Source organism: Paenibacillus sp. J2TS4, from assembly GCF_018403245.1.
Lineage (GTDB): Bacteria > Bacillota > Bacilli > Paenibacillales > NBRC-103111 > Paenibacillus_L.
Genome location: NZ_BOSH01000017.1, coordinates 23101 through 46961, shown reverse-complemented (window position 1 = coordinate 46961; position 23861 = coordinate 23101). Strand labels below are relative to the sequence as shown.

Genomic DNA, 23861 nt, shown 5'->3' with positions numbered 1-23861 from the left:
TCAAGGTAAGGGATGAGCTACCTAGGGGAAGATTTGTTCCGCAGACTAGCCCGTGCGGTCGGTTTCGATTTCCCATATGGCATGATCCCTCAAGTGCTTTGGGTCTTGCTGGGCTGAAACAAGTTTTAATGTATTGGACAAAGGAGAGAATCTGCTTTTTTGAAAAGAGAATGTGGTGGGAAATGCCCTTTCTTAACTTAATCGCTTAACGTCACATTTCTTACAAATGGAGAGTACTGGGATATCATGGTGATAAAGATAATAACCCATCACATTTTTTCGATAACAAAAATCGCACTCGTGTAAAGAAACCAATGGTTCCCATTCTCTTTGTTCTCTTGCTTCCTCTTTCCAACGTGCGTCCTCTTCAGCGAGAAACTTGGCGACGTCATCACTCCATTCTTTCATTTTATTCATAGCTTCCGGCAACGATTTCCAATAAGTAAGGTCGATATAGGGTTTTATCAATGTTTGCAAGTCAGGGTGAAGTGCACCATTTAATGAGAAATCCTCCGTGTTGTTCGATATAAAGTAAATTTTTCTAAAGAAGTTTTCATCGGCGTACTCCAGTGCACTTAGAAAAATAAGGGCATCTCCCATGCTTTTCTGCTTTTTATGAAAGGGAGCCTTACCTTGTAAAGATAACTCAATGGCTTTTGATTTCACATTTTTCGTGTCTTCTAAGGTAATAATCTTCGTATTTGCATGATAGAACAGCGATTCAATTCGATTGATTCGCTCTTGCTTACCGGGTTCTTCCTTCGCGTGATTGTTTGCTAAAGACTCTTTTACAGTCACCAAAGAAGCATATACATCGTCTAAAATCTTTATGAGGTTCGTGTCCTGTTCATTTCTCTTTACTCGATCTGCTAAACTTTGAAAGGATTTATGGATATTATTTATATCTCTTAACTGTTTATCGGTAGCCGTTTTTATACTCTCTTCTTTGTTCGATTTCCACTCATCAAGGATCTGTTCGGGCAGAACAAGTTCGATATTATCTGTTGCAACAAGGTTTTCTAAAAGCGAAAGAAGCTCTCCATTTCCTTCGGCTAAACTTATCCAATCACATGTATCAATAATGACACCAATTGAAAGTGTGTCTTGAAGCTCCATGGGCATATTCCTTTCCTTTAATTTTCCTAAATTAATAGTTCTACGGGTTTTAATCATTCTCCTGCTCAAGTTCTTTGCCGGATTTACAAGCTGGTTCTCATTAAGATGCTTCTTCATCAGGGGAAATAATTGCTTAACGGGCCCTTAAACCAAGTCTACCTAAGCCATATTAATTAATCTAAAATGATTAAATGATTATGGCGAGCCTATGGGCTTTCGGACAAAGGAAAAGCCCCTTTCTCAATTTCGGCAGAAAGGAATGCGATTAAAAAATGCTTTTCGGTCTCCTCGTTGAAGTAAAGCTCGACGCTGCCGACGCGCATCTTGTCGTCCAGAGTGATTCTCATTTCGACCAATTTGGGAATCGCCCGCCGTCCTATCCCGCACCGACAAGAAGCTCTCCTTCGGCTGCATGACCTATCCACACCAACTGATGCATGTGCTCTACTTGGAGCAGGTGTATCGGGCGTTTAGATTAATAGGGAAATCGTGCCATAAGTGACGGCGAAAAATTAGCTAGACATGGTTTTATTATTTGTTGATTCGTAGTATAGTATGGATGAATTGTTCATTTTCCCCGACCATTGCTTTACAGGCCTCCCGATATAACGGGCAGAGCGATTCCGTAGTTGGTAAGGTTCGTAAAGGGGTGGTGCGTATGGTAAAACAAACAGCAGAGTGGTTTGAAGGATTTAATATTACACTTCCCTTCTTCACGGTCAAGTTTAAAAAGCCAGCCAACAACGCTACGGGGGCGGGGAAAGTGAATTATTCATGATAGGGGTGGCCTCATTCGGCTGCTCCTATTTTCTTTATCAGATGACAATATTCCGGTGAGTCGTGAGTCTCGGTGCTGCCGATGCGCTTCTAATTAATTTAGGAATCACCCGCCGTCCTATCCCATACCCTGCAAGAAGCTCTCTTTCGGCCGCAGACCTATTCAATTGATGCATTGATCTCAGGACAATAGGAGGACAGCAGGAGAAATAGATTGTGGGAATATGTAACGATCTAAGTAAATAAATAATACTTTATGCTATACTTAATACAAATAAATCCATAAAAGTAATTGCGAAAAAGAGTTTTTGAATAGTATTCAAGGAGCCGCTTATGAAAAATAAAAAAAGAAAACAGAAAACGAAGATAAGACGGAACGAGAATGGTGCTACGCCACATGAGAATGAATTTGAAACAATATCAAAACTTCTAACTGAATATATAGCTAATAACCCCGAGATTGAAACAATCATAAAGAAAAAGCACGAACAAGCGGTTGATTATATTAACGTCCAACTCGAAAATGGATTAAATTTTCAAGTCGATGAACTCCTCCGGTATTTTTTAGCGGAATACAATAACAGAATATTTAATCATGGCGCATATTCTTTTCCGCCGTCGTTTAATGTTATGGAGGGGTTTTATAAATTTGTTCCAGAGTATTCCTTTTTTAAATTACTAGAAGAGCGTGATCACCTAATTTCGTTTTTAGAGTTCTTTGACTTTGTCACAGCTTCGGATGTCAAGCTGAGCAAAGATATTTTTAGTTCTATTGTTGAAGAAGGGGTTATCTATTCATATAATGCTGTAAATGATTTGGATGATATCACTTTTTCTAGTGGAGACTATTTTAGTGATGATAGTAAAGAATACGCCATAGGCGGGGCCTCTATTATTAGGCATGGAAGCGAGGTAAGCATACTATTCCTGGCTGGGGAAAAAGGGCTACTTACCGAAATTAATAAAAGCATAACTGATGATATAATTGTCGGAGTACATACACATGGTCGAGAAAATATAAAGCCTGTAGGCAATGTAGAAGCTGTTCCATTATTAGAAAATATAAATTTCTGGAAAACGTTGGTTATGACTAGAGTGGACTTAGATAACATGACATCCGGGTTTCGGTACATTCTGAAAGATGTCAATAACAGTTTTCTAACAGTAACTGATGATATATCGGTTTTCATGAATGAAGATGGTACTCTTATTAATTCAGATGCTGAATTTCAAATTAAAGAAATGATAGATAAAATGAACATCTATCATCCCTTGTTTGAAATATGCAAGACTCTACTATATTTACCACTTTATTTTGATACATACGGAGACTTAGTTGTTGAGGAGAGACACCAAACTAAATTAAATCAACGACCTCCTGAAGAACTACAGTATACGAATCATTTGTTGAAGCCAAAAGATAGAATAAAATATAGAACTGCGTCTGTATTAAGAAAAACCATTGATACACCTCCTCATCGAACTTACATTCGTACACCTGATATTAGATTTGATAAATCGGGATTTTGGAAGCAACTTAATCCGACGCAAATTGGTGCTGACAAACAAGGGAGGACTATTCATGGTCGGACTTGGGTTGAACAAACTTTAACTTGGTTAGAATCTTCAGATGGCAAAAATAACTCTTATCTTACTGCCCAAACAAAGAATGTGGTTCTAGATTCAACTAATGCAGGTGTTATTTATGTAATGCGGTCAGCTGCACATGAGAAAGACATTTTTAAGGTAGGATTGACTACAAGAACTGCTGAAATAAGAGCCAATGAATTATCTCGAACTACTGGCGCACCCGATAAATTTCTCGTTGTTCAAGAGTGGGACGTTAGTGATTGCTATCTAGCTGAGAAAATTATACACGAGCGGCTTTCCCCATACAGAATAAATCCAAGCCGGGAATTTTTTAAAGCTCCTTATAAGGAAATTTTGAAGATTATAGATGAAGTAATATCAAGTTTGGCTGAGTAAATTGTAAGCCCAAATCTCACTTGCAAAGGAGATTTGGGCTTTATGCGAATTTGATGGATTTTTTTATTCAGGCCAATAACTGTTCCAAGCTACCATGATCCCTTCCTCCATCTGCACCGTGGCATGTGTGTGACGTAGATCGTGGAATCGGATCTTCCTAACCCCGCTTCGCTCAAAGTGCTTGCGCCAAGCCAACACAAAGGAGAACGTCTAACACAGCGTTCTCCTTCATGTCACGAATGATTTTCCATTGCCTCCCTTGCTTCCATCTGTCCATACGCTTCACCCAAGCCAATCGAGCGGTAATACTCCCGTGTCACATCTTCCATCCGCTTCATAACAACTTCATGGTGCTCCACAGGGATAAACTCCAGGATAACAGCAACCACAGCCTGTTCCCTAGCGGCTTCTCTTAGTTTGATCTCTTCCAGTCCATAGTGCGTGTAGCCTCCAGCGCTCCCATTAGTGAGCTTGTGCTTCATCTCAATAGCCTTAATGGCGGTTACAGGGCTGATCACCTCCATCATGCTCAACGTTTCGAAGCCCTTCTGAATTACTTCGTCCAACAGTTCCATGTCGTGCCGGATGCGCTTCGCACTCTCTTGGTCGGCCAGTTCCTGATTTATCTTCACCTTGGTTTGAGCACGCTTCTCCTTGCGCTGCTGGTGAGCTTTTGTGTACGCCTTCTTCATCCCGTCCATCTTCCTCTCCATGCTCTCCTCATGAAGCTTGGGCTGGAGCAGTTCCATCGTGAATCCATTCGCAATCGCTTCGCTACGCCGCTTCATGTAAGAATACATGGTGGGAAGGCTGATCGGGAATCCATTGTCATTACACCATGCCACCAGTTCTTTCGCAGGAGTTTCATTGTCAATCATGTTGTCCAAGAATGGCCGTTCTTCCATTCCATCAACTGATTAATCTTCCCCGGCGCGTGTTTACTCGTCTCCTTGGCTTGTTCTTGTTTTCTTGCCATCATATTCACCCCATATCGAAATGCTGTATAGCCGTAATATACAGCTATGGCACATGATACTAACGTGGAGTAAGACTATAGTGGTTTTACAGGTTTGATCTACACGGAGAGGGTGAGTTTCGTGATGCTGTTTATGCGTTGTTGCCATAAAAAGAAAAGCTCACCCTATAATGTGCTAAGGTGAGCAGTAACTATGAAAGTGTTTTCATAAGTTCAGATCGCGATTTCGATTTTCTCCTGGTTCCGCGTAAGTTTCGGCTGGAATGATTCCACCGCCGCTGCAACGGGAGACGAGAAGAAATAGGAATCCACGTTTTCATCGAAGCTCAGTTCAATCGTCTCGATCTTCTTGCTTGTATTCATCGTAATTCGCTTGATGAACAGGTGCAACATCGTTTTTCGCTGTTCGAATGGTGCCGTGGTAAGTATCTGATTAAGTCCATGAATCAGTTCACGTACCTGCTCAAAAGCGACAGGAGACGTATTTCCTTCGGTTAGCTCCAGCTCCAATCTAGACTTTTCCGCTCGAAGCTTGATTAGATCGGCCTGAATCTCCTGTATTCTCTCAGTGATAGTTGACTTATCGATTTTATTTTGCTCGATTAAATCGAGATAGAGGCGCTTTTTGGACTCAGCCTGTTCTAATTGGCTCCTAATGTGCGATAGCTCGGATTGGAGCGGTATTGTTCGGGTGATAAGTTTGTGGTTAATTTTGTCCACGATGGCCCTTAGAATGCGCTCCTTGGACAATACTCGCGTTAACCGATTCATTACTTCTTCTTCGGCTTCCTGCTTGCGAATGCTATTGGCGGAGCAGACGCTACTTCCCTTACTTCGGAAGGCCCCACATGAGTAATACAGGCGATTCACATGCTCCCCGGTTTTGGTCTTGCTCCGAGTACGGCTTGCGACCATCGCCGCTCCACACTTCGGACAGCGGATTAACCCGGACAGCAAGAACTCACCGTCGAAGATACGGGATGGCGTGAACGATTTCTTCTGCAAAAGAAACTGGACCTTCTCCCATAATACATCGGAAATAATGGCTTCATGCTTTCCATCGGCAATAATCGGCTCAGCGCTCTTGCCTCGTCTACGCTTATCACTCCAGTTTTCATAGCGGTTGTAGCGGATTTTACCGTTATAAAATGGATTGTTCAGGATTTCCTTTATGGCTGTTGTGGAGAAGGTGTTACCTGTCTTCGTCTTGTAGCCGCTGTGGTTTAGCTCGTTGGCGATGCTTTTCAGGCCGCGTCCAATAGCGTAAAGCTCAAATATCTTTCGGACAATAATGGCCTCAGCTTCTACAATAATGACCTTTGAGCGCCCCGAAGGGTCGCCGGGGTCAGCGATAACCTGATACCCCAGCGGCAGTTTTCCATTGTGCTTACCTGTTTTAGCACGTTGTCTCATGCCCATTTTCACGTTCTCAACGATGGTATTTCGTTCAAATTCCCCAATCGCGCTCATCATTTGCAGGGTGAGTTTCCCGGTCGGTGTTTCCGTCTCGAAGTTCTCTGTGAAAGACCGGAACGATATGTTCAGCCGCTTAAATTGCTCAATGGTAGTAAGAAGATCCAGTGAGTTTCGAGCTAAACGGTTGATTTTCCATACTAAAACCTCCTGAAACAGGTTCTTTTCCGCGTCTTTCAGTAGTCGTTGTAATGCGAAACGGCCTTCGATGCTTGTACCGCTAATACCAGCGTCCACGTATTCCTCATGGATCTCTTTACCATACAATTTACAATAGTTACGAAGTGTGTCGAGTTGGGCTTCAATGGAATAACCTTGTTCGGCTTGTTCCTCGGTGCTGACTCGGGTGTAGATAGCGACTTTGACTGGCTTGCTGTTCATGCTGATCGTCCTTCCCACTAATGCTGATCTCCGGCCATGCTTTGCTTTAACTCCAATTCGGTTACTGCTGCCATCACTTGGAGGGCGAACTTGCCGATTGGTGTACTATTCTCGAAGTTCTCCGTAATGGATCGGAAGGTAATGTTACGTTCCTCCAGTTTACGAATGATACCCATCACATCGAGTACATTTCTTGCCAATCGATTGAGTTTCCACACAACCAGTTCCTGAAACTCCTGCTCTTCAGCGTCTTCCAGCAAGCGTTGAAGTGAATGGCGGCCTTCCATGCTAATCCCGCTAACTCCTTCTTCCACATACTCCACGTAGATTTCTTTTCCATGCGCTTCACAGTAAGCGCGCAATGCGTTAAGCTGCTTATCCAGCCCTTCCTGTTCTTGATTAACACGTGCATAGATGGCAACTTTCGTTTTATTTGTGGTCATTGTGATTACTCTCCCTTTTTATGGTCAGATAGTTAATTGCTTAATCGCCGCAGCACCTTGAATCTGTATTCCGGTTACATCGCGGTCAGGCGGTATGTGAATGCTTTGGATATACCCGCGCAGCAAGGCATTTCGCTTTCCCGCTTCGATGGCATGAAACGACTTAAACAGCGATTTTACTGCGCGGCGGACTTCTGTCAGCGATACAGTATTGCCTTCGAGTTTAGAGAGCTTCGATTCCAACTGATGCTTGTTCTCGTTCAGCACTGCTGTAGCTTGTTTCAAGGATTCGAGTTTCTCAACAAGCTCAGTGAGCTCTATGTGCTCTTCTTCGAATAGCTCGTAACAGCGCCGCAGCTGTTTTTCCAGTTGCTTTAATTTCACTATGTTCTGTGCTAGCTGTTCCCGTAATGGCGCTTCCGCTATCCGGCTCCTGCGGTTAATTCGGCTGACGATCTCGTTTAACAGGCGCTTGTTCGTGAGCATGTGTTGGAAGCGCGATATTGTTTCGTTTTCTACAGGTGAAGCGGGAATTGCATTCGCCTTACAAGCAGTCAAGCCTTTATTGCTGTAATTGCCACATACGTAATAGTGGTTCATGTGAACACTCCGGTTCTTCCGATACGCTTTCGTATGCGCTGGAACCATGCTGTATCCGCACATCGGGCATTTTAACAAGCCAGCCAGTGGATAATGCCGTTCAATGGTTTTCGTTGGTGGTCGTGATCGACTATTCAGAATCACTTGAACCTCGTTCCATAGCTCCATGCTGATAATTGGCTCGTGTGAGCCTTGTACAACCCGCTTCGAATGGTCGCTGGAAGCTCCAGTAAACTTTTCGTGGACGGTGTACTGAATATGGCCGATTCAGGCTTATATAGCTGATATTGTGCTGTTTGAACAATTTCAGCATCTTGAGCTGATCCACCAAGTTCCTCGCCAAGCGACTCAGCTTCCATGTGATGACGGTATGGAAGCGGCTTTGCTTCGCGTCAGCCAGCAGTTCAAGCATCGCGGGTCTACCGTCTATGGATTTACCTGAATACCCATCGTCAACATATTCCCGATATATGGATAGCTGATGTTCAGCGGCGTAAGCACGCAATTCTTCAAGCTGCCCATCGATGCTGTAGCCTTTTACTTGTTCCTCTGAAGAAACCCGGATGTAAATTGCAATTAGGTTCGTATTAACCACCTCCCAGTTTTTGGAAAATAATGGGTAATACGTTCAATCATAAGTGTAGCTCAAGTAAGCTTCAAATCGCATTTTCATGAGCTTTCAACAGGATAAACTTTAAATTTCTTAGGATACCACCCGCTTCTTGGAGCGGGTGGCAATATATTGATTTAGGTGATTCAAAGTTTCCTTGTAGTTTATTGGTGGTTTAAGTAAGGAAGGAGTAAGTCCGCGAGTAATTCGAGGATTTGTTCCAATTCTTGTTCTTCTTTTGTGCTGATCTCCATGTTTGCAACACCTTTCAAATTGTCACCGTGTAAATCGAAAGATCGTGCTGCGATAGAGTGATTACTGCTATAATGTGACCTTGATTTTTAAAGTTAAACTTCGCAGGTAAAGCCTGACCAAGTACTCCCTGAAACATTCACATGTAGTTGTGGAAGTACACAAAGCAACGTTTAAACGTTTGATCCTGCAAAGCAGCAAATATTAGAGAGGAATGTATGTTCCAGGCCAACTAACTAACTTCTCTTTTTTGTCTGGTTTTTCGAACTTTTCAAGTTCTTCCCGAGGAATAACTAGAACATTATCATCAGGGTTAAAGAATTTTGCATAAGCTGACTGTTCTTTAAGCTCTTTAAAGTCAGTTACTATCCGCAATACAATACTCCATAACCACTCCTTGTCGCGGAAAAATTGTGTGAATACTACATATTTGTCCTTTTCGGGTTGAACAATGTGGCAATCTCCAAATCTCATATAGACTTCCTTCATGAATTGAGTCGTCATCCCGTCCTGCGGCATATCTAAATAACCTATTATCAATTCATTTGAGGCTGCTTCATCGCCTAAGTCTTTAGTAATCGGAGGAATTAGCGTGTCGGATAAGGTTACTTTGGAGGAAGCATTATATAACCTTTTGGCTTCCCAGACTGGCATTTTGCAAAGAATCCCCCCATTACCTCTTTTAAGAAATTTCCTAATACTCTTGAACTTTGCATGACTAGTGGATTCATAAGACTCCATTAAATCTTTAAAGATGTTCCAGACAATATCCCTTAATAATGGGATGTCCTCAAATGCTCTGTTATAGAGGATGTAGCCCGAGTGCATTCTGCTGAATCCTGACCACATTTCCATTTGGTTTCCCAGTATTTGCGGGTACAGTTGGTATGAATCACGATCCTCAATTAGTCCGATGGCCTCATAATCCTTTCCCAATTCTCTTTTGATTGCTGATACATCAATATCATTCAGTTTCTTTTTTGTCATGAAGAGTATAAGTTTTTTCATGGAAATTTCCTCCTAAATGTTTTTTAACACCAGCATGAACCTGAGGTAACAGCGTCTATCCTCCGCATTAATAAGGTTACTCGTGCGCTCATATCCTTCCCTCTTCAATTTCGTCTTACATGATTGATTACTCCCATATTTGCTTGTTTCTATACATCCAGACCAACCACTTAATCTCTTTTGGACCTGTGGATAACTCATATCAGAACAGTAGTCTGTTCCGATTACCTATCTTTAAAATTTTTTATTTCGATACTTGATAAGTTTCGAGTTCAATATAGTCCAAATACTCCACAGGGAAGCGACGCGACCCCATTAGCTTCAGCGTGTGGCCCGAAGCGATTAACTCGGCTTTTAGTTCGTCATAGTCACCTTTAATCGATTGCGGTTCAATTAGGTTCTTGCTTCGAAGATACAGCCGCTTTCCATACGATCGTTCATAGGCCTTAAACTCCGACAAATTTTTCAGCAAGTAGTTTTGAAGCTTATTCCGTCGAGAGCCAATCGGCACGTAATAGACTTTCTTCACTTGAACACCCCCATGCCCTCAAATACGCTGAAATGATTTGAACGCTATTGGCATCTGTCGTGTTTGCCCGTTCGATGGTATTAAACTTTGGGCTTCTTTTCCCTATTGACGCTATTGAATTTTCAGAGTCCCCACTAGTTATGGGAGGAAGAACTCTTTTAGATGCATTTTCAATTTTGAAGTCATTTTCTTCACCCCTATAAATAACAGAATATTCGGAATAATATAACTATTAAGGTGACATGTATGTTCCTCTCCCCTCTAATATTGACCAAGTAAACGAACAATCCTCTGGCTTCGATTCCCTTCGAAGAGCCTGAAAACAGTTATATCATCAAATTTCAACGATTACTACCCCTAGAAATCTGACAACCCAAAAGTATTTTTTTACTCCTGAACATTCTGTGAATTTTCATGCTGATATCGCAATGTGGATAAAAGCAAAAATTTGAAAATATTGGAGAAAAAATTTGTATTTCGAACAAAACATGTCCCCCTGTTGAACTAAAATCTGTCTCTTGCCACATTCCGTCTATTCATTCTTCACGAGACACCATGAAAGTGAAAAGCCCCACTAGCGATAATCGGACTTAACCGTCCAATGTTTCGCCAGCGGGACATGTGATTATTATCCCAACAGAGTCATTATCGTAGAGATAAGATTGGTAAAAGGACGAGCGAAGCGAAGTCCTCCGAGCGTGAGCGAGGGGTGAGCATATAATTGCTCGCTTCTATAAATACTGAGAGAACCATGTATTCTGAACATTGCTCTCAATAGCGTCCCACAGGTTAATCTTCGAGCATCTGATGCCCATTCCGGATGATTATAGATGAAAATGGTGACAGGGTGTTTAATGATGGACCATTTCTATCGTCGTTCACTGGGAGAGATTTGTTCAGGTTACGGCATAATCGACCCGTACTAGTTGATTTAAACAGCAGTTACACCATTTAGCGCTGCAGGGAGACAGGAGAATTTCCCAGGCATAATAAACGCCCTGATGTGAACACGGGAGCGGATTCTTGTTAATTGCTGTCCGAAATAGGACGGTGTAATTGATTAAAACCAGGTGTGACTCCAGTGTGGATTTAACATTCGAATAATAGTGATTGGGTTACTGATAGGAAATAACTATAAGTACTATTTAAAAGTACAGCCCCTCTTATTTGAGATTGTTATCAAACAGTTCAAAGCGGGGTGGGCGTATTGTGAGTAAGCACAAGTTTTACAGGAAAAAAGCAATTATTTCTGGAAATCAAATAGAACTTCATGAACATGAGAATCCTGTCGTTTATGGGTTTACGGGGAAAAGGGGAGGAAGGACGGCAGGTGTATCGGGAAGTAGTCCGCGGTCAGGAGAATATCGAAAGCGGGTAACGAATAAAGCGAAGTATGATTTAATCCGCTTGGTAAATGTTAATTTTACTAGTGCTGGCATGGGAAGAACAGGGGATAGTTACAAGTTTATCACTCTCACCTTTCGGGAAGGTTCAATTTCAAACGTAACGGATGTAAAGCAGGCATATATTGAATTTAAGAAATATGCTCGTAAGTTACGGGAGGTATGTAGGAAGCAGGGGAGGGAGTTCAAATATATTACCGTAGTCGAATTTCAGGATAAGAATAAGCGAGGTGCAGTTCATTTTCATGCGATAATGGATATCCCGGTTATTCCGGTTACACGAGAAGTCGCTGAGGAATGGAAGCGTGAAGGGAAGTTACCACATGATTATAATGTCAAAACAAACCATTATGACATGTGGGGGCATGGTTCAGTAACGGTAAAAGCCATCAAAGAATCCAACCATAAGAAGGAAACAAGCAAGGTGATTGAAACATTAGATGTCGGGGAGTATGTGGCAAGGTACATGGTAAAGGATTTTGGAGATCCAAGACTTCAAGGGAATAAAGTATACTCTCCCAGTCAAGGTCTTAAGAAACCACAAGTAGTTTATGACACGGAGGCTGAACAAGCAGTTGAAGGGCTTGGAAAAGAAAATATGGTACGTGGAGGCAGCTACACCAACACGCACCATAATAACACCGTGAAATATGTGAAGTTCAATAAGCTAAAGACAAAATGAGTTCGGCATAACTCATTAATTAACATGATCCGGGAAGACTGGGTTATATTTTAAGTCGAGTTTATGTATGTAAGGGAGAGCGCCCCCTGTTGTGGCCGATTTATGGACATTAAACGTCCAAGTTTGGCCATAGGGGGCGCTTAAAGTTTATCGCTGTAGAAATATTTATTCTTGAGGAAAGACATGTTTTAGGCTGGTGACGAAGCCACGATTTTCCCAGTGTTTCACGAATTTTTCGGTACATTTGATTTCTATGCCGTTGCTGGGGTTTTTCATTACATACCCTTCACGCTCTTGAGATAGCTCATCAAGGAGCGTCTTTTCTTTTTCCATTTTTAAACCGCCTTTCTTGATATCTATTAGGTAATGAATTAACGTAAATATACTACGTAAAAGGAGTTTTTTCAATTAATATTACCGACTATATGGCTCTGCATATTGTTCCCATAACCCTCTACCCTTGAGTAGAGAGGTGGTAAAATGCCAGATTTACGTCATATAGTTGGAAAACGAATCAGAGCGATCAGAAAGGCGAAGGGACTTACACAGCTTCAACTTGCGGAGCTTTCAAACCTAGATGATGCTTATATAGGTGCGGTGGAGAGGGGAGAACGAAACTTCACCATAGATACACTTGAGAAAATACATACAGCGCTCCAAGTGGATGCAGCTGATTTATTTCGAAATGACACTATTAAAAACAAAAACGAGGCAGCGCGACGGCAAGCTACTGACGAGTTTATTGCAATGATAAGCAATCTGGATAGCGGTAATGTTGAGATCATAAAGCGGATTAATAAAGAACTGGTTCAAGCGTTTAAGAATGAGTAGAAAAGAAAAACCACCAACACCTTGATCTGCTCCCTGTCAAGTAGACAGTGGAAAAACAAAAAAACTTCCGATACCAATCATTGCTTATGGTTGGTGTCTTTTTTACACTGCTAAACCTTTAAGATACTGCCTGTATTCTAAGGGGGCCATGCTGTTCAATCTCTTCTGGTATCGCTTGTTATTGTAATAATTTATGTATTCTTTTACGGCAGCTTCTAATTCCTCGTACGTATGGAATCTATTTAGGTAATACATTTCAGATTTCATCATTCCCCAAAAGGATTCCATCGGCCCGTTGTCGATGCACCTAGACACTCTAGACATACTTTGTGTCATGCCCGCATCATCTAGTTTCTTCTTAAATATTTTGCTCGTGTATTGAAAGCCACGGTCACTATGAAAGGTAGGTTTCGCATCGGGATAGGTCTGATGTGCGATATCAAAGGTTCTAAAAACAAGTTCATTGTTGTTGAATTGCCCAAGTACAAAAGAAACAATACCTTTATCAGATAAATCAAGGATGGCACTAAGATAAGCTTTACTTTGTTGCCCATACTTCATTTCGGTTACGTCAGTAAGCCACTTCTCGCCGAATACATTGGATTCAAATTCTCTATTCAAGATATTCTCAGCTATAATTTCAGGCGTTGATTTGATGTAGTTTTTGCGCTTCTTACGGCATACCGATTTTAGATTGAGGATGTCCATGAGTCTGTAGATTCGTTTAAGATTCACGTTCAAATCGTGTTCTCGATTTAGTTTAAGAGTCATCTGACGATATCCGAGAATCCCGTTCCTTTCTTCATAGGCATCTTTAATCAGAGGAAGCAGAGTCTTATTGAATTTCTCATTATCGCTTTCTTTTCGGTTCAGCCATTTATAATATGAAGAGCGCTGAATACCAGCGATTTTACAAAGTTCTATGACGGGATATGAGTTCGTGTCACTCAACTCACGAATGGTAAGATAGATCGTCTCGTATCTTACTTGACTTAGAACCGCCTCCTTTCGATTTCGCCCAGCTTTTTTAAAAAATCAATCTCCATTTGTTTCCTTCGATTCTCAGCTTCAAGTAGCTTATTCTGCGCCCTCAGTTTCTCCAATTCAGACATCTCACCATCGGATTTTCTTTTCCCACGCTTATCCTGAAGCGCATCAACACCATGCTTAGAGTATTTATTCACCCATGAATACACCTGTTGATAAGATACCTGAAACTTCTGTGCAGTTTTGGCAAAATTGTTTTGATGCTCAATGCAGTATTTAACGATTTCAACTCTTTCATCATAAGTCGTGGATCTCCCTTTGGTCATGACTGGCACTCCTCCCGAACCAGAAGTTTTCAGGTTCTCATGACCATTATACTTTACAACCCAGTTCTGCAATTGTGTTTTTGATTTTAGGCCATACTTTTTGCAAATATCCCTGTAAAAACCGCTGCCCGAAAGGTAATCTTCGACTGCCGCTACCTTTAATGATGCAGGGTAGGAGGTGTTCTTTGATAAATTAAGTAATCCAGCAGGCCCTAAAGACTGATAATTATGGAGCCATTGCACTAAAGAGCTTGCTATATGTTTCAGAGAATCTTCCCCACGTAGATATTTTTCAACGGCTGCTATCTTCTCAGCTGTAGATAATTTCGATTTACGGGACATAAAAAAGCTCCTCCTTGTGGTAGACAGTTTTATTATTTCCACTGTCTACCACAAGGGGAGCATATCACCTTTCCCGGTTACTGGCGGTTTTGGTTTATCTGGATTCATTTAGGACGAGTGCCTTTACAACCGCCCTGGACACCGCTGATTACAGGGAATCACCCTGCAAGGTGACCTCCGTATTTACTCCGGTCCAGTAATCATACAGCTTAAGCAACCCTGCTTGATAAGAATCGATCACTTTATCGGTTAAAACATCATCAGCTGCTTGACTGCAGTAAAGCCTATCGAATTTTCCCCTTACTTCTTCCCATGATAACATTCGACCAGCCCTCCATATTGTATAGGTTCGGATTCGAGTAAAGCATAAGGGAGGAACCGAATTAATTACAAACCTGATTCCGGTGTATGATTCGGGAGGAGCTATGAAGAAATTGACCGTTTGCTTTGGTTCTCTTGGAATTTTACAGTAGTTCGGTAATCTCGACTTTGCAGAGCGTTTGGGCAGCAAAATGCAAGTTGCTTTTGAAGCCCGGAATGCCACCTCGCGGCACACTTAGGTACAAGTTTCACTACTTAACTCGGGTAAAAAATGTGGCTGTTACGTGCTGCGGTAGCCTGTTCATTTTATTAACGGGCAGGATAACTGAGCAACTGTGTAGAATTTTGTTGTATTAACCTATAATACAACTCGGAGGAGAAATAGAATGGGACGAATCATTTTAGTGCAACATTGCCAGTCAGAGCATCATATAAACGAAATGTCAGGGGGATGGACAGATACACCGCTCACAGAACTAGGAAGAAGACAGGCTGAGATTATCGCAAAAAAACTAAAAGACGGTTTAGACAGTAGTGAATACATCCTCTATTCTTCAGATTTATTGAGGGCATCACAAACAGCAGAGATCATAGGAGAACAATTGGGACTTGAAGTAAACATAAACATGGAACTTCGGGAAATCAACACGGGTATTGCGGCAGGTAAAACAAAAGAATGGGCGAGAGCTAACAGAAATCCGAGAACAGGCAGTAGCTTTGATTTGGACTATCAAGAATTTCAAAATGGTGAAACTTGGAGACAGTTTTATAAGAGAGTTTGTGACTGCTTGGAGTTACTATGTGAAACGAACGAGAAAAATTTACTGATCGTAACCCATGGTGGAACCCTAGCCTATATAACTGCATGGTGGCTACAATTTTCCGAACAGATGCTAGGAACTGCATATTTTTCTGCATCACCAGCTAGCATTTCTATATTGACCCGAAACGGTTTTAACCAGAATGTCTTAGAGGTATTTAATGACTCCTCTCATTTGTCTCTATTAAGCCAACGGGAAACGATAGTTGAATGACATACAATCAGGCCGCCAACTATTTCGACGGCCTTCTGCGCATTTTATGAAGGCTTGATGATAGCCCTTTGTATCGAGTAAAGGGCTGGGAATTATGTGCCGCGGCTGCTCCTCTTTGCATTTTTCGCCGATAGACCCGTTGAGCTGAACCGTATCATAAATGACGGCGAAAAATTTGATTGGGGAACAAGGCGGGGAGTGTTTTAGGAACTATTGGATAGAGTGATTTTGAGCCTATAAAATTGACTTTTTCATTTACATAATATTCCATTTATAATATAGTGTATCTAATTACATTAATTTCAAATGCGACGAAGAGGACAAGTAGATCCGGAAACGCCGTTCAGAGAACTGCCGGTTGGTGCGAGGCAGCGGATATCCGAATCAAAAAATCGCCTCTGAGCAGGCCCCCGAAATAATAGTAGGCGGGCCCGGGATTCTACCGTTACAAAGAAGCATCGTTGTTGGACGATGGCTAAGAGGGCGTTTTATGTAAACGTCAATCAGGGTGGTAACGCGGAGCAACTCCGTCCCTTATGGGATGGAGTTTTTTTGCGTTCTAATAATTAAATAAATGGAGGTATTGAAATGAGAAAAGTAATGGTTACAGAACGTTTGACATTGCGGCAACTTGAGCTTAACGACTCTGAAGCAATCGAAAAATTGGCTGGAGAAAAAGATGTAGCGGATACGACACTGAATATGCCTCATCCGTATCCAACAGGTTCAGCTACTACTTTTATCAAAGCAAGGCATGAGGCCGCAGTAAGAGGCGACGGCTACTCGTTCGCTGTAACTCTAACAGAAAGTGAGGATTTCCTCGGAATTGTTGGGTTACATGTAAACAAGACTCACAATATGGCAGAACTAGCATATTGGATTGGTAAACCATATTGGAGAAGCGGCTATTGCACAGAAGCTGCCGCACGGGTCGTTCAGTTTGCATTTGATGAGCTTGAGTTAAATCGGGTATTTGCCGCAGCGATGACGCGAAATCCTGCTTCGTATAAAGTTATGGAGAAAATCGGAATGAAGCATGAGGGAATCTTGCGCAGTCATATTCGAAAGGGAGACACTTATGAGGATCTAAGGTATTATGGACTTCTCAGAAGCGACGATCGGAACCAAGCCTAAGTCCAATTTCAGAGCCATCCTTAAGGGGTGGCTCTGAAGTGAATCTAGAAAATGCCGATACAGACAACGCGGAGAACCGTATCGCAGTAACGGCGAAATTTTAAGGCAAGGCACAAGCTAAAGAATGCCGAGATCGGACGTTGTCCCCCGATTCAAGAACGACGATGGAGCCGTGACTGACCAAGCGAAAATCGTCCTCAGCTCCAAGCCTTAGTTGGTTGAAGTAGTCCTCGACCTGATCAAGGAGCGCCGCCGGAAGTGACCTAACCCGGCGCAGAATGACAAGGTCCTGCTGTCTCTTGATGATCCATATTCATACATCCCTCCTAAAAATGACCCCTCGAAAAAGGGGTCTTGGTACTGGGTCAAAAATATGATATATGTAAGATATTGGATTTGATTCGGTTTTCAGAGAAACAAATCGGAAGAATCGCTCCAAAACAGGAGGTTACGTATGAGTTCTATTCTAAAAGTTATAGAAAAGCTAAAGTTGAACGTCTTGAATGTTGAAGATGTTCCAGAGTCATTTAGTTCTGATGTATACAAACTTACTCTTACCAGTGGAGAAAACGTTTTTGTGAAAATTCCATTTAACAAGGATAAACTATTCCGCGAATTTCAGATGCTTGAAACATTAAAGGGTGTAATACCTGTTCCTAAGGTATTGGACATTTGGTACGGGGATGAAAGTACTACTGGAGCATTGCTTCTTTCAGCAATTCAAGGTATGCCTTGTACAGGAGTCATTGATGAGAAACTCTCTTTTCAAATTGGCGTGTATCATGCTATGCTCCATGAGGTAAAAACTCCTGGGTATGGTTACCATGTAACCGATGGTTTTAAGTTACTTGACCAAAATAATTGGAGATTACATATCAAAAGTAATTTTGAAAAATGGAAAGAGCCATGCATAGAGATTCTCGACTCAAAATTGTATGAAAGATGTATTCTTCACTTTAATGGAGTTTTCTCTGCTTTACCGGATCCTGACGGACCATGCATTGTTCACATGGATTTTAGACCAGGTAATATATTGGTGAATGGTAACGAGGTTGCTGGCATTATTGATTTCGAGAGTGCCCGTGGTGGATCGTCGGAAATAGATTTTACAAAAGTCAATCGATATATTTGGGAAGTCAATCCGAGAACAAAGTTACCGTTCATTGAAGGATATCAATCGATTCGACCTATGTTGGCTCTGGAAAGAGTGCTGCCATTTTATGATATTTACGATGCTTTCAGCGCAGTTGTTTGGTGTAAAAACAGAGGAATTGAAAAAAATCAAACGTTCCTTCAGGAAAATATTCTTACTTTAAGGAATTCGGTGGGTTATTAAGTATAGTTGTTTAGATTTGATAGGGCAGGCCATCCCACAAAGGATGGCCTTTAAACTTGCCGTTACAGACAGCGCGGAGAACCTTATCATAAGTGACGGAGAAAAAAGTTGGTTGTGGGTATGACGGCGGAGTGGGGAGAAGACAGGGAATCTTATAAGGGTTGGGGAGTAAGAGTTGATATAGGGTCTTTCAAAACCTTTGTTTTAAGGCTTTTCTCACGAGTAAAACAAACTTACCATAATCCCCCAAATATATGATATCATTTATGTAGATAAGGTGTGAATTTGGATTTTATGAACTAGGAGGGCAAGAGTGGTACATATTAATTCATTTGTATCTAATACAGTTATATCAACTTCAATAGTTAATGATATTGTCAGTTCTATTAAAGGTTTAGGATATAGGTTACCTATTGAGGAAGCGAAAATAAACTACATAGAAGCATTAGGGTTTGCTTGCCCAAATTTTGAAACTGAAGACCTAATAGAACGAAGGTTTCTATATGATCTTAATTACCTTTATGGTTTGAATTCAAATCTAAATGTTAACTGGTCAGCATTTATAAAGTTATCGAATGATAGAGATTTTTGCATTTTTAAGGTAGTAGAAGAAGTTCATGATGTTGAAACTAGAAGATCAAAAACCAAAAGAAGTGTTAAGCTTGAGCTTACATTTCTCACACTAAGTGATTCGGGAGAAGAATGTGACAAAATTTTGAAGGGATTAAAAGAAAAGGGAATCGGTATAACTGAATGGACTAAAGTGATCATACGTAGCTCGAAATTTGATGAACTAAGTCAGAAATATGCGTCTCCTGTATTCTCGGAGAATGACTATGTAATAGCAAAAAAATTAAATGACAGTAAGTTGCTAAATATTTAATAGAGGCGCGGATGGTTTTGGGATGAAAATGATCTGCTCCGGGAGTAACGATCCCGAGATTGCCAAATCCCAAACCTGCGGTTATCCGGATAATGGTGCCGAGATTGCCCATATCCCCAGCAGGATGGACGAGGAGAATATGAGGTTTATCGGAAGCAAGCCTATCTGAATATTTGGAAAACACCCCAAACACAAAGCAATTTTCTTTCCGATCGACCTTGGCAAAAGCCTTATCCTGCTGGACAACTGGAATATGCTGCTGCTGGCAGAGGGTTTCAAGTACACTGCGATCCCGATAAGCAGAATGGACATAAACGACTTCTACGATCTCCGGCCGTGCCTGAATCACTTCAATAGTGGCGTATGCGCCAAGGGTATAGCTATAGTCCTGCTCTTTACGATATTGCTTTAATGAGAAATTTGTCATGCTTGTCATCGAAACCCGCTCCTTTATGAATTAATTTCATATAGGATGCAAAGTCTCTGGACCAACAGACCTAACTCAGGATGCCAATCTATTAGCTCCACACAAGGTTCAGGGTCTGTTTGCCCTTAAGACTTTGCGTGGAGCAGATCGAGTGTTACACCAAAATGAATAGCCAAAGGATTCACCCCCATTCTTAGTTTGCCTGATATTATTATATCACTATCGCAACTTAAGCACCTAATTAGAGGCAGGATGCTTCGATAAAGTAAAGGGTTATCGAAAATTAGTTTCGTTCGAAGAGGTGGCTGTCCGTTTTCTGGCAGCCGCTTGTTGAGCTAACGGGACACGATAGTTGAATCACCGACAACCAGGGCGCCGAGTACTTCGGTGGCCTTCCGTGCATGTTATTAGGCTTTATCATAGCCCTTGGATGGGGTATAAAAGGTTGGCAACTATGGGCCGCGGTGTAATTTTCGCCGATAGACCCGTTAAGCTGAACGTACCATAAGTGACGGCAAGTTTGAGTTGATGCTACGGATTGAAGATGGGATAATCGAAGCTTTCGGTGATGAATCCAAGGGAAGATCCTTCACAAGCCCAGTGTTGATCGCAACCTGGGGTTGCGGGGCCGCGCAACCAAAGCGGTCTTTACTTCTGCAAGCGGTTAATCCAATATAGGCTTATAAATTGCAGAAAGGCAGTTGCTGCTATGATCTTTGGGGAGAAGTTAAAAACGGAAAGAAATAAGAAAGGTTGGTCACAAGAAGAACTGGCCGAGAAGCTGTTTGTAAGCCGACAGTCGGTTTCGAAATGGGAGAATGGTCAAAACTACCCAGGCATTGAAATCATTATTAAAGTAAGCGATCTGTTTGGGTTAACTATCGATGAGTTATTAAGGAGTGACGAGGAGTTGACAAAAAAGGTGATAAAAGAAAGCAAGCAATTGGCCCACCCGAAATTAAAGTTTCTATTTGATGTCTTCGTTTTAGCAGGCCTTGCGCTGTTGGTGATCAAACTCGTTGTCCTCCTTCTGAACAAAGTAACGGCACTGGAGATTACATTGTATGGTGGGCCATTCTTTTGGAACTTCGGTTCTTTGATTTTAATGGTTGGCGGGGGAATCGGATCCAGCATGCTGAAAGAAAAATATAAACAAAACTAATCAGACGATAAAAGGTTCGCGGCTGGTCAAATGGAGGACCTGGATAATTAAAAACTTGCCGTTACAGACAGCGCGGGGAACCGTACCATAAGTGACGGCGAAAAATTTAATTGGGGAACAAGCGGGGAGTGTTGTAGGGACTGTTGGATAGAGTGATTTTGAGCCTCTAAACAAATCGATTTTTTAACGTAGTTGCTGAAAGTAGCCTTAGATCTGATAGAGGAGCGCCGCAGGAAGCACTTCCGCGCGACGCAAAATGACAATGTCCTGCTTCGTTTTGATGATTCTCAATATACATACCTCCTGAAAAAGGAAAATGACCCCTCGAAAAGGGGTCTAGGCTCTAGGTCATGAATATGATATTTGTTCAAAAAATCGCTTGAACCATTTTTAAGGCGGGAAATTACAGGAAAAACATCGAAAAAGAAGATAATCTGATGAAATGGAGGTTTTGAAATGGCATTCCCGACACATATCGTATCTGCAGGCGGAATTGTAGAAGATGGAAATGGAAATATCCTATTAGTAAAAGCCCATGACGATGGATGGGTAAACCCTATTGGAAAAGCGGTTACTGCACAGAAGCGGCCGCGAGGGTCGTTCAGTTTGCATTTGATGAGCTAGGGTTAAATCGGGTATTTGCCACAGCGATGACGCCTGCTTCGTATAAAGTGATGGAGAAAATGGGAATGAAGCATGAGGGGATTTTGCGTCATCATATTCGAAAGGGAGACGCTTTTGAGGATCTGAGGTATTATGGACTTCTCCGAAGTGACGATCGGAACCAAGCCTAAGTCCAATTTCAGAGCTATCCTTAAAGGGTGGCTCTGAAGTGAATCTAAAAACTTGCCGATACAGACAGCGCGGAGAACCTTATCACAAGTGATGGCGAAAAATTTTACGCCAAGTTTATCGTTCCAACAATTCTGCACCAAATGGGTGATCCACGATGTACCTCCAGCTTCCGTCGGTTTGTTTTCGTACAATTTCCGAAGTGTGACCTTGCATTTGAATCGGACTATCGTTCGCATCCATGGTATGAAGGACGAAATGCGCACGCAGCAAAGCGATATTTTCAAAAGGGACACAGTAAATGTTCTTGGAAATCATGTGGCCTTGCAGTTGCAGTAGATCCTCAAGGGTTTTGCGAATATTTTCAATTCCTTTGTCCTGGCTGCCGGTCGGGTTAATCAGAATGCCGTCTGGTTCGTACAATGAGAGCAGGTTGTTTATATCGCCGGAGTTGTAGGCTTCGGCAAATGCATCTTCCGGATTTGTGACCATGCTACTTCCCGCAGGGAACTTCATAAAGATCACCTCTTTCCGTATAATGGGGTTATATAGGTTAGCTTATATGAACTTTCGCCATAAATGAAGTACGCAGAAAAAGATGACAAAGTCATAAAAACTTAACCATGCGGAGGTAAAGATGCCCTATCCTTCGATTTTCTCCCCGAATCCCGCTCGGGACACCTGCTGGATACAAGCAATCACTCTGCAGGGGGATTTCCATATTTATTCCAGCAATCATACAGCTTAAGCAACCCTGCTTGATAAGAGTCGATCACTTGATCGGTTAAAACATCATTAGCTGCCTGACCGCAATAAGCCTATCGAATTTGCTCCTTACTTCTTCCCATGATAACATTCGCCCAGCCCTCCATATTGTATAGGTTCGGATTCGAGTAAAGCATAAGGGAGGAACCGAATTAATTACAAACCTGATTCCGGTGTTATGATTCGGGAGGAGCTATGAAGAAATTGACCGTTTGCTTTGGTTCTCTTGGTATCTTACAGTAGTTCGGTAATCTTGATTTTGCAGAGCTTTAGGGCAGCAAAATGCAAGTTACTTTAGGGGCCGGCAATGCCGCCGCGTGGCACACTTAGGCGCATTTTCCGCTGCTTAACTCGGGCTAAAAAGGTGGTAATAATGTGAAACGGCGCTTGTTCATTTTGTTAAGCTAACTGGCAGAATAATGGAATATTTAATATTGTGTTATAATAAATCAATTTAAAATATGGAGGAGCTTTTATGACAATAGGATCACAGAACGATATTGATGGTCTGAAGGAAATTGGCAAAATCGTTGCATTGACGATTAATGAAATGAAAAGTCACGCACGTGTCGGAATTACGACAAAGGAATTGGATGAGATTGGAGGACTGTTTTTGAAAAGGCATGGGGCTGTGCCTGCACCTAAGACAACTTACAATTTCCCCGGTAATACTTGTATTAGTATTAATCACGAAGTTGCCCACGGAATACCGGGAAATCGAATCATTCAACCGGGCGATTTAGTAAACATCGATGTTTCGGCAGAATTGGGAGGCTATTATGCGGATGCGGGACATTCTTTTCCGATCCCTCCATACAAGCCATCCTTAATGCGTCTGTGTCAATACTCACACCATACGACGATGAAAGTCATCTCATCCCTTAAGCACGGAGTAAAATTGAACGAAGTCGGAAGGATTATTGAAAGCGAGGCTAAAAAAGGCGGCTATAATGTCATTAGGAACCTGTGTAGCCACGGTGTTGGGAAATCCCTGCATGAGGCTCCCAATGATATTTTACCGTTTTATAACAAGCACGATAAACGGGTATTGAAAGAGGGTTTGGTCATTACAATTGAGCCCTTTTTATCTACAGGTGCAGGGTATGTCGTTGAGCAATCGGACGGATGGACTTTATGTGTACCTGACAATAGCCTTGTGGCGCAACAGGAGCACACCATTATCATTACAAAGAATCAGCCAATTATCGTGACTGCAGTATAGAGCATCAGAATTAATCCGCGCTAACGGGAAACGATAGTTGAATTACCAGCAAGGCCGCCGATC

At 41.9% G+C, this 23861-nt stretch carries 24 protein-coding genes, 2 pseudogenes and 1 other annotated feature; of the genes and pseudogenes, 13 read left to right on the top strand and 13 right to left on the bottom strand.

Annotated features, from left to right (window positions below; translation table 11 throughout):
- Positions 1-192: 192 nt before the first annotated feature.
- Positions 193-1173, bottom strand: a complete 981-nt coding sequence (locus KJS69_RS25545) for a PIN domain-containing protein (protein WP_213586638.1) — start codon at positions 1171-1173, stop codon at positions 193-195.
- A gap of 307 nt (positions 1174-1480) precedes the next feature.
- On the opposite strand from KJS69_RS25545, the pseudogene KJS69_RS25540 reads away from it, so the two are divergent.
- Both KJS69_RS25540 and KJS69_RS25535 read left to right on the top strand, forming a co-directional pair.
- Positions 1481-1618: pseudogene (locus KJS69_RS25540) on the top strand (23S rRNA (pseudouridine(1915)-N(3))-methyltransferase RlmH); the annotation flags it as partial.
- Positions 1619-2226: 608 nt separating this feature from the next.
- Complete coding sequence (locus KJS69_RS25535; protein WP_213586637.1) at positions 2227-3879, top strand: GIY-YIG nuclease family protein; 1653 nt, start codon at positions 2227-2229, stop codon at positions 3877-3879.
- A 233-nt stretch (positions 3880-4112) separates the two neighbouring features.
- On the opposite strand, the gene KJS69_RS25530 is transcribed toward KJS69_RS25535, so the two are convergent.
- The 7 genes from KJS69_RS25530 to KJS69_RS25500 all read right to left on the bottom strand — a co-directional run bounded on the left by KJS69_RS25530 (position 4113) and on the right by KJS69_RS25500 (position 10151).
- On the bottom strand, positions 4113-4766 hold the full coding sequence (locus KJS69_RS25530) for a hypothetical protein (RefSeq protein ID WP_213586636.1): 654 nt from the start codon (positions 4764-4766) through the stop codon (positions 4113-4115).
- 302 nt (positions 4767-5068) lie between these two features.
- Entirely contained in the window at positions 5069-6709 is a 1641-nt protein-coding gene (locus KJS69_RS25525) for a recombinase family protein (RefSeq protein WP_213586635.1), read from the bottom strand.
- A 17-nt stretch (positions 6710-6726) separates the two neighbouring features.
- The gene (locus KJS69_RS25520; protein WP_213586634.1) at positions 6727-7152 is read right to left on the bottom strand and encodes a recombinase family protein; all 426 of its coding nucleotides are present in this window, start codon (positions 7150-7152) and stop codon (positions 6727-6729) included.
- Between the two features lie 24 nt (positions 7153-7176).
- A complete protein-coding gene (locus KJS69_RS25515; RefSeq protein WP_213586633.1) occupies positions 7177-7920 on the bottom strand; it encodes a recombinase zinc ribbon domain-containing protein in 744 nt (247 codons plus the stop codon).
- Positions 7883-8347: a recombinase family protein gene (locus KJS69_RS25510; RefSeq protein WP_213586632.1), complete on the bottom strand. Its 465-nt coding sequence runs from the start codon at positions 8345-8347 to the stop codon at positions 7883-7885. The genes KJS69_RS25515 and KJS69_RS25510 overlap by 38 nt, the downstream gene beginning before the upstream one ends.
- Before the next feature lie 471 nt (positions 8348-8818).
- Positions 8819-9622 (bottom strand): hypothetical protein, encoded by an 804-nt coding sequence (locus tag KJS69_RS25505; RefSeq protein ID WP_213586631.1) that lies wholly within the window; start codon positions 9620-9622, stop codon positions 8819-8821.
- A gap of 244 nt (positions 9623-9866) precedes the next feature.
- The gene (locus KJS69_RS25500; protein WP_213586630.1) at positions 9867-10151 is read right to left on the bottom strand and encodes a hypothetical protein; all 285 of its coding nucleotides are present in this window, start codon (positions 10149-10151) and stop codon (positions 9867-9869) included.
- Positions 10152-11360: 1209 nt separating this feature from the next.
- On the opposite strand from KJS69_RS25500, the gene KJS69_RS25495 reads away from it, so the two are divergent.
- Positions 11361-12236: a rolling circle replication-associated protein gene (locus KJS69_RS25495; protein WP_213586629.1), complete on the top strand. Its 876-nt coding sequence runs from the start codon at positions 11361-11363 to the stop codon at positions 12234-12236.
- A 165-nt stretch (positions 12237-12401) separates the two neighbouring features.
- Here KJS69_RS25495 and KJS69_RS25490 read toward each other — a convergent pair whose 3' ends face one another.
- On the bottom strand, positions 12402-12569 hold the full coding sequence (locus tag KJS69_RS25490; protein WP_213586628.1) for a hypothetical protein: 168 nt from the start codon (positions 12567-12569) through the stop codon (positions 12402-12404).
- 147 nt (positions 12570-12716) lie between these two features.
- Here KJS69_RS25490 and KJS69_RS25485 point away from each other — a divergent pair, with 147 nt between their 5' ends.
- A complete protein-coding gene (locus tag KJS69_RS25485) occupies positions 12717-13067 on the top strand; it encodes a helix-turn-helix domain-containing protein (protein WP_213586627.1) in 351 nt (116 codons plus the stop codon).
- Positions 13068-13169: 102 nt separating this feature from the next.
- On the opposite strand, the pseudogene KJS69_RS25480 reads toward KJS69_RS25485, so the two are convergent.
- The 3 genes and pseudogenes from KJS69_RS25480 to KJS69_RS25470 form a co-directional block, all read right to left on the bottom strand.
- A pseudogene (locus KJS69_RS25480) lies at positions 13170-14045 on the bottom strand (IS3 family transposase); the annotation flags it as partial.
- Positions 14046-14059: 14 nt separating this feature from the next.
- Positions 14060-14722 carry a helix-turn-helix domain-containing protein gene (locus KJS69_RS25475; RefSeq protein ID WP_213586625.1) on the bottom strand — a complete coding sequence of 221 codons (663 nt, stop codon included), beginning with the start codon at positions 14720-14722 and terminating at the stop codon, positions 14060-14062.
- A gap of 148 nt (positions 14723-14870) precedes the next feature.
- On the bottom strand, positions 14871-15044 hold the full coding sequence (locus KJS69_RS25470) for a hypothetical protein (protein ID WP_213586624.1): 174 nt from the start codon (positions 15042-15044) through the stop codon (positions 14871-14873).
- 385 nt (positions 15045-15429) lie between these two features.
- Between KJS69_RS25470 and KJS69_RS25465 the strand changes: the two genes are divergently transcribed.
- From KJS69_RS25465 to KJS69_RS25430, 8 genes are all read left to right on the top strand, one after another.
- Positions 15430-16077 carry a histidine phosphatase family protein gene (locus tag KJS69_RS25465; RefSeq protein WP_213586623.1) on the top strand — a complete coding sequence of 216 codons (648 nt, stop codon included), beginning with the start codon at positions 15430-15432 and terminating at the stop codon, positions 16075-16077.
- A gap of 302 nt (positions 16078-16379) precedes the next feature.
- Positions 16380-16615 (top strand) — a binding site (T-box leader).
- A 50-nt stretch (positions 16616-16665) separates the two neighbouring features.
- Positions 16666-17211, top strand: a complete 546-nt coding sequence (locus KJS69_RS25460; protein ID WP_213586622.1) for a GNAT family N-acetyltransferase — start codon at positions 16666-16668, stop codon at positions 17209-17211.
- Positions 17212-17665: 454 nt separating this feature from the next.
- Entirely contained in the window at positions 17666-18547 is an 882-nt protein-coding gene (locus tag KJS69_RS25455; RefSeq protein WP_213586621.1) for a phosphotransferase family protein, read from the top strand.
- Positions 18548-18860: 313 nt separating this feature from the next.
- The gene (locus tag KJS69_RS25450; RefSeq protein WP_213586620.1) at positions 18861-19430 is read left to right on the top strand and encodes a hypothetical protein; all 570 of its coding nucleotides are present in this window, start codon (positions 18861-18863) and stop codon (positions 19428-19430) included.
- A 22-nt stretch (positions 19431-19452) separates the two neighbouring features.
- Positions 19453-19599 carry a hypothetical protein gene (locus KJS69_RS25445; RefSeq protein WP_213586619.1) on the top strand — a complete coding sequence of 49 codons (147 nt, stop codon included), beginning with the start codon at positions 19453-19455 and terminating at the stop codon, positions 19597-19599.
- A gap of 967 nt (positions 19600-20566) precedes the next feature.
- On the top strand, positions 20567-21019 hold the full coding sequence (locus KJS69_RS25440) for a helix-turn-helix domain-containing protein (protein ID WP_213586618.1): 453 nt from the start codon (positions 20567-20569) through the stop codon (positions 21017-21019).
- Positions 21020-21475: 456 nt separating this feature from the next.
- The gene (locus KJS69_RS29855; RefSeq protein ID WP_249730710.1) at positions 21476-21643 is read left to right on the top strand and encodes a hypothetical protein; all 168 of its coding nucleotides are present in this window, start codon (positions 21476-21478) and stop codon (positions 21641-21643) included.
- Entirely contained in the window at positions 21565-21813 is a 249-nt protein-coding gene (locus KJS69_RS25430) for a GNAT family N-acetyltransferase (RefSeq protein WP_213586617.1), read from the top strand. The genes KJS69_RS29855 and KJS69_RS25430 overlap by 79 nt, the downstream gene beginning before the upstream one ends.
- Positions 21814-21928: 115 nt before the next feature.
- Here KJS69_RS25430 and KJS69_RS25425 read toward each other — a convergent pair whose 3' ends face one another.
- Positions 21929-22327 (bottom strand): YybH family protein, encoded by a 399-nt coding sequence (locus KJS69_RS25425; RefSeq protein WP_213586616.1) that lies wholly within the window; start codon positions 22325-22327, stop codon positions 21929-21931.
- Positions 22328-23051: 724 nt separating this feature from the next.
- Here KJS69_RS25425 and map point away from each other — a divergent pair.
- Positions 23052-23798, top strand: a complete 747-nt coding sequence (map, locus tag KJS69_RS25420; RefSeq protein ID WP_213586615.1) for a type I methionyl aminopeptidase — start codon at positions 23052-23054, stop codon at positions 23796-23798.
- Positions 23799-23861: the final 63 nt, after the last annotated feature.

Bases quoted from the DNA above. Each gene is read 5' to 3' on its own strand.
- KJS69_RS25485 (WP_213586627.1), top strand. From the start codon at position 12,717: ATGCCAGATTTACGTCATATAGTTGGAAAACGAATCAGAGCGATCAGA.
- KJS69_RS25490 (WP_213586628.1), bottom strand. From the start codon at position 12,569: ATGGAAAAAGAAAAGACGCTCCTTGATGAGCTATCTCAAGAGCGTGAA.
- KJS69_RS25460 (WP_213586622.1), top strand. From the start codon at position 16,666: ATGAGAAAAGTAATGGTTACAGAACGTTTGACATTGCGGCAACTTGAG.
- KJS69_RS25520 (WP_213586634.1), bottom strand. From the start codon at position 7,152: ATGACCACAAATAAAACGAAAGTTGCCATCTATGCACGTGTTAATCAA.
- KJS69_RS25515 (WP_213586633.1), bottom strand. From the start codon at position 7,920: ATGGAGCTATGGAACGAGGTTCAAGTGATTCTGAATAGTCGATCACGA.
- KJS69_RS25440 (WP_213586618.1), top strand. From the start codon at position 20,567: ATGATCTTTGGGGAGAAGTTAAAAACGGAAAGAAATAAGAAAGGTTGG.
- KJS69_RS25505 (WP_213586631.1), bottom strand. From the start codon at position 9,622: ATGAAAAAACTTATACTCTTCATGACAAAAAAGAAACTGAATGATATT.
- KJS69_RS25425 (WP_213586616.1), bottom strand. From the start codon at position 22,327: ATGAAGTTCCCTGCGGGAAGTAGCATGGTCACAAATCCGGAAGATGCA.
- KJS69_RS29855 (WP_249730710.1), top strand. From the start codon at position 21,476: ATGGCATTCCCGACACATATCGTATCTGCAGGCGGAATTGTAGAAGAT.
- KJS69_RS25455 (WP_213586621.1), top strand. From the start codon at position 17,666: ATGAGTTCTATTCTAAAAGTTATAGAAAAGCTAAAGTTGAACGTCTTG.
- KJS69_RS25445 (WP_213586619.1), top strand. From the start codon at position 19,453: ATGAAAATGATCTGCTCCGGGAGTAACGATCCCGAGATTGCCAAATCC.
- KJS69_RS25475 (WP_213586625.1), bottom strand. From the start codon at position 14,722: ATGTCCCGTAAATCGAAATTATCTACAGCTGAGAAGATAGCAGCCGTT.
- KJS69_RS25525 (WP_213586635.1), bottom strand. From the start codon at position 6,709: ATGAACAGCAAGCCAGTCAAAGTCGCTATCTACACCCGAGTCAGCACC.
- KJS69_RS25535 (WP_213586637.1), top strand. From the start codon at position 2,227: ATGAAAAATAAAAAAAGAAAACAGAAAACGAAGATAAGACGGAACGAG.
- KJS69_RS25470 (WP_213586624.1), bottom strand. From the start codon at position 15,044: ATGTTATCATGGGAAGAAGTAAGGGGAAAATTCGATAGGCTTTACTGC.
- KJS69_RS25465 (WP_213586623.1), top strand. From the start codon at position 15,430: ATGGGACGAATCATTTTAGTGCAACATTGCCAGTCAGAGCATCATATA.
- KJS69_RS25430 (WP_213586617.1), top strand. From the start codon at position 21,565: ATGGGTAAACCCTATTGGAAAAGCGGTTACTGCACAGAAGCGGCCGCG.
- KJS69_RS25545 (WP_213586638.1), bottom strand. From the start codon at position 1,173: ATGATTAAAACCCGTAGAACTATTAATTTAGGAAAATTAAAGGAAAGG.
- map (WP_213586615.1), top strand. From the start codon at position 23,052: ATGACAATAGGATCACAGAACGATATTGATGGTCTGAAGGAAATTGGC.